This window comes from Stenotrophomonas sp. 2YAF22, from assembly GCF_052114665.1.
Taxonomy (GTDB): domain Bacteria; phylum Pseudomonadota; class Gammaproteobacteria; order Xanthomonadales; family Xanthomonadaceae; genus Stenotrophomonas; species Stenotrophomonas indicatrix.
This window is the reverse complement of record NZ_JBFRFE010000081.1, coordinates 1-10,198: the sequence shown is the minus strand read 5'-3', so window position 1 is coordinate 10,198 and position 10,198 is coordinate 1. Positions and strand designations below refer to the sequence as shown.

Genomic DNA, 10,198 nt, shown 5'->3' with positions numbered 1-10,198 from the left:
ATCCCGGGGTATGGTACGTAACAGGCCATACCCCGGGATGGCGGGCCTCCATCCGTGCAACACGCGAATCAGGTGTCTGGGAGGGCGCATGACTCCACAAATTGCAACGATCATCGGTCTGGTGATCATGTTCATCGTCGCCACCGCGATGCCGATCAACATGGGCGCCGTCGCCTTCGCACTGGCCTTCATCGTCGGCGGGCTCTGGGTCGACATGGGGGGCAAGGAGGTTCTCGCCGGCTTCCCGGGCGACCTGTTCCTGACCCTGGTCGGCATCACCTACCTGTTCGCCATCGCGCAGAAGAACGGCACCATCGACCTGCTGGTGCACTGGGCGGTGAAAGCGGTACGCGGCCATATCGTGGCCATCCCGTGGGTGATGTTCGTGATCACCGCCGTGCTGACCGCCTTCGGCGCGCTGGGCCCTGCCGCGGTTGCGATCATCGGCCCGGTCGCGCTGCGCTTTGCCAAGCAGTACAACATCAATCCGTTGATGATGGGCCTGCTGGTGATCCATGGCGCGCAGGCCGGTGGCTTCTCGCCGATCAGCGTGTACGGCAGCATCACCAATGGCGTGGTGCAGAAGGCAGGCCTGGAAGTCACCGAAATGGCGGTGTTCCTGACCAGCCTCGGCTTCAACTTCATGATGGCCACGATCTGCTTCTTCGCCTTCGGCGGCATCGCGCTGCTGCGTCGCGGTTCGATCACGGCGACAGGTGCGCTCGGCAGTGCGGAACTGGCCATGGCCGGCGGTCCGCAGGCCTCATCGAGGCAGTTCGCCATCGAAGGCCACGGTGCCCTGGTCGCAGCCGGTGGTGGCACCCTGTCCAACGATCCGGTGGCACTGGATGCGGTGGGCCTGACCCGCGAGCGGCTGTTCACCCTGATCGGCCTGCTCGGCCTGGGTGTGGCCGCACTGATCTACAACCTCAACGTCGGCCTGGTCTCGATCACCGTTGCAGTGGTGCTGGCCCTGCTGTCCCCGCAGAGCCAGAAGGGTGCGGTGGACGGCATCAGCTGGTCCACCGTGCTGCTGATCTGCGGCGTGGTCACCTACATCGGCGTGCTGGAACATGCCGGTGCCGTGGACTTCATCGGCCACGGCGTCTCCAGCATCGGCATCCCGCTGCTGGGGGCGCTGCTGGTCTGCTACGTGGGCGGCATCGTCTCCGCGTTCGCCTCGTCAGCAGCGGTGCTGGGCGCCACCATTCCGCTGGCGGTGCCGTTCCTGATGCAGGGCCATCTCAGTGCCGCTGGCGTGATCTGCGCGCTGGCCATTTCCTCCACCATCGTCGATGTCAGTCCGTTCTCGACCAACGGCGCACTGGTGGTGGCCTCGGCCGCGAAGGAAGAACGCGAAACGCTGTTCCGCCGCTTCCTGGTCTACAGCGGCCTGGTGGTGGCATTCGGCCCGCTTCTGGCGTGGCTGGTGTTCGTGGTGCCGGGCTGGATGTAAATGCCTGCGGTAGTGCCGGTCGCTGGCCGGCAACCTCGTGGATCCGTCGAGCGATCACGGGTTGCCGGCCAGCGGCCGGCACTACCTGGCGTTACACTTTCCGCATGACCATCGCTCCCGCTCCGCGTCCTCCGAAGAAGCGCGCCCCTCTGTATGAGGAGGTGGCCGAACACGTGCGCGAGCGGATCTACGACTACCGCCTGCCGCCGGGCGAGTGGATCGACGAGCCGGCGCTGTGCGAGGAACTGGCCATCAGCCGTACGCCCCTGCGCGAAGCGCTGAAGCTGCTCGCTGCCGAAGGCCTGGTGCAGATCGATGCCGGCCGCGGCGCACGGGTAACCCGGCTGACCCTGGAAGACCTTAACCAGCTGTTCCCGGTGATGGCGATGCTGGAAGGCCGCTGTGCGCATGAAGCGGTCAAGCACATCGACGACGCCGGCGTGCAGCAGCTGGAAGAACTGCACGCGGCGATGGAAGCGGCCGCCGCCGAGGGCAACATCGCCGAGTACTACCGCAACAACTACCTCATCCACGAGACGGTGCAGCATTACGCCGGCAACCCGTGGCTGATCCGCATCACCCACGACCTGCACCGCATCCTGAAGATGCATCGCGGCCGCCAGCTGCTGGCGCCGGGCCGCACCGCGCAGTCGCTGGCCGAACACCGCGAACTGATGGACTGCTTCCGCCAGCGCGATGCTGCAGCCGCCGAACGCACGATGGAACGCCACCTGCTCAGCCAGGGCCAGGCCTTGGCCGCGTATGTGGCCAGCGGCGGATTGTTGAACGTGCCTGCGCCATTGCCGACCGAAGGCGGAAGCTGAGTTCATGGGGTTGCCGGCCAGCGGCCGGCACTACCGGGGCATGACCTCGCCTCAATCGCCGCCGCCACAGCTGCCGCCGTCTCCGCCCCCACCGCTGTCGCCACTGCTGCAGTCGGAACTGCTGTAGCTGTGGTGGCTGTTGCTGTCTCCGGAATAGCCCCCGGAGAAATCGGCCGGTCCACCGCTGCTGCCATCAGCGCGCGCGGGCGAACCATCGGCGGTGGCCATCGCCATGCACACGATCGCGCCGACCAGTGGCAGCAGCCACACCACCAGCAGCTGCCCGGCGCGACTGCTGACGGGAAGGTCGTCGCGGCCCAGCACCACGAAGCTGGCCACCAGGTTCAGCCCCAGCACCAGGGCAATCAGGACGAGGGTCACAGCCAGCATGGCGCAGCTCCCTGCGACGGGTTCGGGCCCGCAGACGATACCACCGCCGCCGGTTCGCCCTGCCTGTCATGAAGATGGGACAATGTGGGGCGCGCCGGCCTGCCCTCGGGGCCGCCGGCCCCCCTGCACCACACGGAAGAAGAAGAACAACAACATGCTGAAAGTCATTTTCGATACCGACCCGGGCGTCGACGACGCGCTGGCTCTGCTATACCTGCACAAGCACCCGCAGATCGACCTGATCGGCGTCACCACCACCTTCGGCAATGCCTCGGTGGAGTCGACCACCCACAACGCGCTGTACCTGAAGCAGGCTTGGGGCCTGTCCGCGCCGGTCGCGCGCGGCGCCGGTGGCCCGCTGCAGCCCGAAGCCACCCCGGAAGCCTGGCCGGTGCACATCCACGGCCACAACGGCCTGGGCAACCATCCGGTGCCGGAGGCCTTGGATGTGGCCGCTGATGCGCGTCCGGCCCACCAGCTGATCATCGATCTGGTCCGCGCCCATCCGGGCGAAGTGACCTTGGTGGCGGTCGGCCGCATGACCAACCTGGCGCTGGCCCTGCAGCAGGCCCCGGACATCGCCGGCCTGGTGCGTGGCGTGGTCCTGATGGGCGGTGCGTTCCACGTCAACGGCAACATCACCCCGGCGGCCGAGGCCAACATCTGGGGCGACGCGGAAGCGGCCGACATCGTGTTCACCGCCCACTGGCCGGTCACCGCGATCGGCCTGGACGTGACCACCCGCGTCGAGATGAACCGCGACGGTCTGGACAAGCTGGCCGCGATCGGCGGCGCCGATGCCGAACTGGTGCGCGCCCTGTCGCAGGACTACGTCGACTTCTATCTGCAGGCCGGCCACAAGGGCATGGTCGTGCACGACTGCTGCGCCTGCATCGCCCTGACCCGCTCGGAGCTGTTCCAGTTCGAGCGCGCCAGCGTGCGCGTGGCCACCGACGGCGTCGCCCGTGGCATGACCATTCCCAAGCCGGAAGGCATGGGCTTCGGCCCCAGCGTGTGGGACGGTCACGTGCTGCAGTCCATCGCCATCGGCGTGGATGCGGCCGCAGTGCTGGCCGACATCGAGCAGACCCTGAAGGTCTAAGCGCTCACTGCCCGCCCCGGGACACGGGGCGGGTCTTCGGCACGGTCTCCGGCAGCGTCCACAGCACCGGCAGCACCAGCACCGCCACCAGCGCGATCATCGCCCCCGGCGCCGCCGCCCAACCGCTGCGTTCCACCCACCATTGCGCCAACCACGGCGTCGCCCCGCCAAACACTGCGGTGGCCATGGTCACCCCCAGCGCCAGACCACTGACCCGGCCCTCGCCAGGGAACTGCTCGGCCGTGGCCGGTGCCGCCACCGCACTGATACCGCCGGCCACACAGGCCAGGCTCACCGCTGCCAGCACGATGCCCAACGGCGCAGCAGACGCCATCCAGCCAAACATCGACAGCGGCAGCAGCGCCGCCAGCACCGTCAGCCCCAGCAGCAGCGGACGCCGCCCGAAGCGATCGGACAGCGCCCCGCACAGCGGGGTGATCGCGATCACCGCCACCGCCGCAATCGTCGACAGCCACAGCGCATCACCTTCGTCGTGCCCCTGTGCGTGCAGGAATGCTGGCACATAGGTGATGCCCACGTAGTAGGTGATCGAACCCAGTGCGGAAATCGCGAACGTGCGTGCCACCGCACCAGGATGGTTGCGCAGGACATGCCGCAGCGGCGTAGCCGGAATGCTGCCTTCGCGCCGCTGCCGTTCGAACTCCGGCGATTCGTGCATGCCCGAACGCGCGATCAGGATCACCAGTGCCAGCGCCGCGCCGAAGAAGAACGGGATCCGCCAGCCCCAGCTGTCCAGCTGCGGCGCAGGCAGCAGGGCCACGGTGAGCGCGGAGATGGCCACTGCCAGCAGCGCGCCGACTTCGCTGGCCGCCGAGGCCAGCGAGGTGACCAGACCACGTCGTCGTGCCGGCGCGCTTTCCAGAAGATAGGCGACCACGCCGGTGTATTCGCCGCCCACGGAAAACGCCATCACGCAGCGCAGGATCAACAGCAACACGCCAGCAGTCGCACCGGCCGTAGCGGCCGTCGGCAGCAACGCGGTGGCCAGCATGGCCGCGGCCATCAACGCCATCGAGGCCAGCAGCATCCAGCGCCGGCCGAGCCGGTCGCCCAGGTGGCCAAAGCACAGCGCACCGAGCGGACGCATCAGGTAGGACACCGCGAAGCCGGCCAGGGTGACCAGCATCGCCTCTTCGCCACCGCCGAAGAACACCCGCGACAGCACCGTGGCGAAGTACAGGTACAGGGTGAAGTCGTACCACTCCACCACCGTGGACAGGCCGGCCACCCACATCGAGCGCTGCCGTCCTGCGGTCATTGCGTGCTTTCCTTCATGGCCGCAGCGTGTCATGAAGGCGGTGACGATGCAGTGGATCCACGCCATGCGTGGATGGTCGCCCTCCTTGGCAAACGGGGTCAGAGCCCTTTGCTATCTGCAAAGGGATCCGACCCCACCACATCACGGCGCCCGGCGCAGGGTGATCATCGTAATCTCCGACGGCACGCCGATGCGCGCCGGGAACCCGGCCCACAGGCCGGCACCGTTGCTCACGTACAGCGTCATGCCATCCACCGCATAGCGGCCGGAAACGAAGCCGCCGTTGGCGCGCTTCACCAGCTGGTCCATGCCGATGATCTGGCCGCCATGGGTGTGCCCGGAGAGTTGCAGCTTCACCCCGCGTGCAGCGGCCTCGCGTGCATTGCGTGGCCGATGGTCGAGCAGGATCACCGGTGCGGCGAGGTCGGCACCGGCCAGCGCGGCCTCCAGATCGGGCAGTGGCAGGCCATAGCGCGAAGCCACGGGGTCGGTGACGCCGGCGATGGTCAGTGCCGCCCCGCCACGGCGCACCTGGGTGTGGCTGTTTTCCAACACCTGCATGTGTAGTGCACGGAAGGCCTGCATCCATTCCCTGTACTGCGCGTAGTACTCGTGGTTGCCGGTGATGGCGATCACACCGTCCGGCGCACGCAGGTCCGCCAGTGGGGTGTAATCATTGCGGCGCGCCTGCACGCTGCCGTCGATCAGGTCGCCGGTGATCACCACCAGGTCCGGTTGCAGTGCGTTGCTTGCAGCCACGACCTGGCGCACCCAGTCGCCGGTCAGCAGGCGGCTGGCGTGGATGTCGGTGAGCTGCAGCACACGGTAGCCATCGAAGGCCTGCGGCAGGCCGCTGATGGCCACCTCGATCTGCCGTGGCTTGGGTACGGCCATGCCCTGGCTGACACCGAAGGCACTGAGCAGCAGCGCCAGCACCGCGGCAGACGGGCGCAGCGCCTTGCTGCGCAGTACGGAAAGGGCGCGCGGTGCGCGCAGCAGGCGCGCAGCCAACAGGCCGGCGTCCAGTACCAGCAACACCAGGGCCAGCAGCAGCACGGCGGTGGAACCGGTGGCCAGCGTGGCAATGGCCATCTTCGGAATTTCCGGCGAGGCCATCGTGCCCCAGAAGCTGGCGACGATGCGCAGCTGCACGGCAATGGCCACCAGCAGGACGGACAGCACCACCTTCAACCAGACGGGCAGGCGCAGTGGCCAGAACAGGCGCCAGGCCACATACAGGCCCATCAGAAAACCAATCGTACTCAGCACTACGACAATCCAGAACGGCAAACAGGCCCGCTATGGTGACGGCAGAAGATGGCAATGGATAGAGCCGGGCATGGGCCCAGCCCTACCATCGTCACGCCTCCGGCAGGCGTTCCACCCGCAACCGCGTGATGCGCCGCTTCTCCATCGCCAGCACGGTGATGCGGATCCCGGCCACCTCCAGCGTGTCGCCGATGTCGGGCAGGCGCCCCAGTTGCTCCAGCACCAGCCCGGAGATGGTCATGTAGTCGGCACTGCGCGGCAGCGACACGCCGGCCAGCCGCTGCAGGTCGTCCAGGGTCAGCGCGCCGTCGGCGTCCCAGCAGTCCTCACCCTGTGCGATCACGCCATAGCGCTCGTCCTGGGTATCGGCCAGGTCACCGGCGATGGCCGCCAGCAGGTCATTGGCAGTCACCAGGCCTTCCACGCTGCCGTACTCGTCCACCGCCACCGCCAGCGGCACCGGGTGCTGGCGGATCAGCTCCAGGGCCTGCAATGCACTGGCGCTGGACAGCACGTACTGCGGCTCGCGCAGGTTGCCTTCCAGCTGCAGTGGCTTGCCCTGCAGCAGGTCGGCCAGCAGGTCGCGGCTCTGCACCACGCCACGCAGGCTGTCCAGGTCACCGTCGCCCACCAGCATCCGCGTATGCGGCGACGCCACCAGGCGTGCGACCACGTCGTCGTCACCGCGCGCCATGTCGATCCACTGCACGTCGGCACGCACGGTCATCACGCTCGAAACCGGGCGGTCAGCCAGGCCCAGCACGCTGCGGATCATCTCGTGCTCGGCCGGCTGCAGGCGTTCTTCGGTACTGCCGCGTTCATCGGCTTCTTCTTCATCGTGGCCATTGGCCTGGCGCGCGCCCAGCAGGCGCAGCACTGCATCGGCGRTGCGCTGGCGGAACGGCTGGCGCTGCTCGTTGCGCTCGCGGTTGAAACGTATCCACTGGTTGAACGCTTCCACCAGGATCGAGAACGCGATGGCCGCGTACAGGTACCCCTTCGGAATCTTGTAGCCCAGGCCCTCGGCCACCAGGCTGAAACCGATCATCAGCAGGAAGCCCAGGCACAGCACCACCACGGTCGGGTGCTTGTTGACGAAGCGGGTCAGCGGCTTGCTGGCCAGCAGCATCAGCACCATCGCGATGGTCACCGCCGCATACATCACGCCGAGGTTGTCGACCATGCCGACCGCAGTGATCACCGAATCCAGCGAGAACACCGCATCGAGCACCACGATCTGCGCCACCACCATCGCAAAGCTGGCATAGACCTTCTTGCCGTCCTCGTGATGCTCGCGCCCTTCAAGCCGTTCGTGCAGCTCCATGGTGCCCTTGAACAGCAGGAACAGGCCGCCGCCGAGCAGGATCAGATCGCGGCCGGAGAAGCTGTGCTCCAGCAGCGTGACCAGTGGTTCGGTCAGTTTCATGATCCAGGCCAAYGCAGCCAGCAGCACCAGCCGCATCAGCAGCGCCAGCGCCAGACCGATCACCCGCGCGCGGTCGCGCTGGTGCGGTGGCAGCTTGTCGGCCAGGATCGCGATGAACACCAGGTTGTCGATGCCGAGAACGATCTCCAGCACGACCAGGGTTGCAAGGCCCATCCATATCGAGGGGTCAGCCAACCATTCCATTTCAGGTCCGTTTCGTCAGTAAGGGGGAAGTGGTGCGGTGCAGGCGCGCGGCGCAGCCAGGCTCAATCCGCATCCTGCGCCTGTGCAGGGTCATGCCCGAGCAGGTCGCCGGGGCTGCATTGCAGTTCGCGGCAGATCGCATCGAGGGTGGAAAAGCGGATCGCGCGCGCCTTGCCTGTCTTCAGGATCGACAGGTTGGCCAGGGTGATGTCGATGCGACCGGCCAGCTCGGACAAGGTCATGCCGCGTTGCTGCAGCATGCGGTCCAGAGTGATGACGATCGCCATCAGATCACGCCATCCAGATCGTCGCGCATCGCGGCGCCGACGGTGAACACGCGCGCCAGCACGAACAGCATCAGCACGGCCACCAGGCCGGTGATCGACATGCCGCCGCCCACCTCCATCCACGCAAAATCCGGCCCCATCCAGCTGGCGTACAGGCCGATCACGATGGACAGCACCTCCATCGCCAGCATCAGCCAGGCCATGCGTTGCAGGCGTACGGCATTGGCATGGGTGAAGGGGCGTTCCTTGGCCGCAGAACGCAGCAGCCGCGCCAAGTGGCGCAGGAACACCAGGCACAGCACCAGCAGCGCAACGATGGCGGCCAGGCCCACGCAGAAATGCAGGAACAGATGCGAACCGTGCATGGCCGCGGCCTGCGCGTCGTGCACGCTGTCCAGCAGCCAGCTGCGGTCGTAGGCCACCAGCGGCACCGCCAGCAGCGCGGCCAGGATGCCCAGCCAGCACATCGCGCGCACCGCCTGCACGGCGGTCTGGGCCAGAGTGAACAAGCCGCGCGCAGGAAGGACGCGGGCGGGACGAGCGGTCAAGCAGCCTCCGATGTGGAGCGGCCCTGCCGCCCCGGGGTGGATTTATCGATAAACGATATATCACATCCCCGGGCTGTTGGCTGAATCGCGTGTACTCCGGCAGCGCTACCGGGCGGGCGGCGGTGCAGGCGGCGCGGCCTGTTCGAGCATCGCCTCGCCCGGCGAGGCCGAGGCCATCGCCTGCACCCCCGCCTCGGCGGCCTGCCGGGTGACCAGCCGGAAGCGCACGCGCAGCTTGCTTTCGCCCGGCGTTGCCCAACCGTACTGGATCGCCACCTGGTCGCCGGACAATGGACCGCGCGAGGGCAGCGAGCGGATCTGCAGCGGCTTCGGTGCGGCCTGCATCAGCCGCGCGAAGCCCTTCTGCACCACTGCCGGGTCGGCCTTCTCGGCATACACGGTGCAGGTGCCATCGTCGGCCCAGCTGACCGCATAGCGGCCACTGGCCAACGGCACCATCCATGCCATGCCCGGCTGGCCCTGCAGCAGCGTGGCGGCCTCGGCCGGCTGCAGCGGCGTCAGGCCATTGGCATCCATCAGCGACTGCAGCCGCGCCGGCGCGCCGATGTGCTGCATGCAGGCCGTGTCGAACAGTTCGCTGAAGGGATCCTGCGCCGGTGCCTTCGGCGCACGCGCAGGCTGGGCCATCACCACGATCGGCAGCAGCAGGCCAGCGATCAGCCAGGGCGCAGGGCGCATCGGAACTCCACGGAACGGAAAACAGCGGGGAGGATGACAAAGCCGGGAGGCAGTACGCAACGGGCACGCCCGCGCTTGACATCACCTGCCACCAGGGGGAACATCAGTTAACGAATTAGTTAACTGCAACCATGGATCGCATCTTCGAAGCCCTGGCCTCCACCGCACGCCGGCAGATCCTGGCCTACCTCAGCGCCGGGGAACTCAGCGCGGGCGAGCTGGCCGAGCGCTTCGATTTCAGCAAGCCGGCACTCTCCAGCCACCTGCGCATCCTGGAAGACGCCGGCCTGATCGAACGCGAGAAGCGCGGCCAGTTCGTGTACTTCCGGCAGGTGCCCGACCGCCTGGCCAACACGCTGTTTTCCTGGGCTGCCGAAGTCTGTCCGGTCGGCGGCCCGCTGAAGCGCGAAGCGCGCGCACGCCGCAAGACACCCGCCCGCTGAGGAGCACTGCGATGCCCGGTTCGACCCGCACCAGCCGTTCGTTCCCGAGTATCCAGCTTCCGGCACACGACGGTGGTGGCCCGGTGGAAGTCACCCTGATCGCGCAGCTCGGCATCGGTGGCGGCGATGCGCTGGTGAGCGATGCCAGCCAGCGCCAGCGCCACCACCCGGCCTTCATCGATGCGCTGGACGAGCCCTCGGCACGGCTGGGTGGCATGCACCTGCAGCACGGCGATCCGTCATCGCTGTACAGCTTCGTGGTGGGTGCCGG

At 67.5% G+C, this 10,198-nt stretch carries 11 protein-coding genes and 1 pseudogene; 5 read left to right on the top strand and 7 right to left on the bottom strand.

The window, feature by feature from the left end:
- The first annotated feature begins 88 nt into the window (after window positions 1-88).
- Complete coding sequence (locus AB4Y84_RS05355; RefSeq protein ID WP_442243845.1) at window positions 89-1,456, top strand: SLC13 family permease; 1,368 nt, start codon at window positions 89-91, stop codon at window positions 1,454-1,456.
- 104 nt (window positions 1,457-1,560) lie between these two features.
- On the top strand, window positions 1,561-2,280 hold the full coding sequence (locus AB4Y84_RS05350) for a GntR family transcriptional regulator (protein ID WP_312112709.1): 720 nt from the start codon (window positions 1,561-1,563) through the stop codon (window positions 2,278-2,280).
- 51 nt (window positions 2,281-2,331) lie between these two features.
- On the opposite strand, the gene AB4Y84_RS05345 is transcribed toward AB4Y84_RS05350, so the two are convergent.
- A complete protein-coding gene (locus AB4Y84_RS05345; RefSeq protein ID WP_312786881.1) occupies window positions 2,332-2,670 on the bottom strand; it encodes a hypothetical protein in 339 nt (112 codons plus the stop codon).
- Window positions 2,671-2,824: 154 nt separating this feature from the next.
- Between AB4Y84_RS05345 and AB4Y84_RS05340 the strand changes: the two genes are divergently transcribed.
- Window positions 2,825-3,772, top strand: coding sequence for a nucleoside hydrolase (locus AB4Y84_RS05340; RefSeq protein WP_442243846.1), 948 nt, complete (start codon window positions 2,825-2,827; stop codon window positions 3,770-3,772).
- A 4-nt stretch (window positions 3,773-3,776) separates the two neighbouring features.
- On the opposite strand, the gene AB4Y84_RS05335 is transcribed toward AB4Y84_RS05340, so the two are convergent.
- From AB4Y84_RS05335 to AB4Y84_RS05310, 6 genes are all read right to left on the bottom strand, one after another.
- Complete coding sequence (locus AB4Y84_RS05335) at window positions 3,777-5,051, bottom strand: MFS transporter (RefSeq protein ID WP_033832073.1); 1,275 nt, start codon at window positions 5,049-5,051, stop codon at window positions 3,777-3,779.
- 141 nt (window positions 5,052-5,192) lie between these two features.
- Complete coding sequence (locus AB4Y84_RS05330) at window positions 5,193-6,329, bottom strand: metallophosphoesterase (RefSeq protein ID WP_442243931.1); 1,137 nt, start codon at window positions 6,327-6,329, stop codon at window positions 5,193-5,195.
- Window positions 6,330-6,411: 82 nt separating this feature from the next.
- Entirely contained in the window at window positions 6,412-7,950 is a 1,539-nt protein-coding gene (locus AB4Y84_RS05325) for a TerC family protein (RefSeq protein ID WP_442249848.1), read from the bottom strand.
- 62 nt (window positions 7,951-8,012) lie between these two features.
- Entirely contained in the window at window positions 8,013-8,237 is a 225-nt protein-coding gene (locus AB4Y84_RS05320; protein ID WP_025873919.1) for a helix-turn-helix domain-containing protein, read from the bottom strand.
- Window positions 8,237-8,704 (bottom strand): DUF2975 domain-containing protein, encoded by a 468-nt coding sequence (locus AB4Y84_RS05315; RefSeq protein WP_313252008.1) that lies wholly within the window; start codon window positions 8,702-8,704, stop codon window positions 8,237-8,239. Before AB4Y84_RS05315 ends, AB4Y84_RS05320 begins: the two co-directional genes overlap by 1 nt.
- 186 nt (window positions 8,705-8,890) lie before the next feature.
- A complete protein-coding gene (locus AB4Y84_RS05310; RefSeq protein ID WP_336025771.1) occupies window positions 8,891-9,484 on the bottom strand; it encodes an NMCC_0638 family (lipo)protein in 594 nt (197 codons plus the stop codon).
- A 131-nt stretch (window positions 9,485-9,615) separates the two neighbouring features.
- Between AB4Y84_RS05310 and AB4Y84_RS05305 the strand changes: the two genes are divergently transcribed.
- Both AB4Y84_RS05305 and AB4Y84_RS05300 read left to right on the top strand, forming a co-directional pair.
- The gene (locus tag AB4Y84_RS05305) at window positions 9,616-9,927 is read left to right on the top strand and encodes a metalloregulator ArsR/SmtB family transcription factor (protein WP_025873922.1); all 312 of its coding nucleotides are present in this window, start codon (window positions 9,616-9,618) and stop codon (window positions 9,925-9,927) included.
- 11 nt (window positions 9,928-9,938) lie between these two features.
- Window positions 9,939-10,198, top strand: a pseudogene (locus tag AB4Y84_RS05300) (DUF2867 domain-containing protein); the annotation flags it as partial.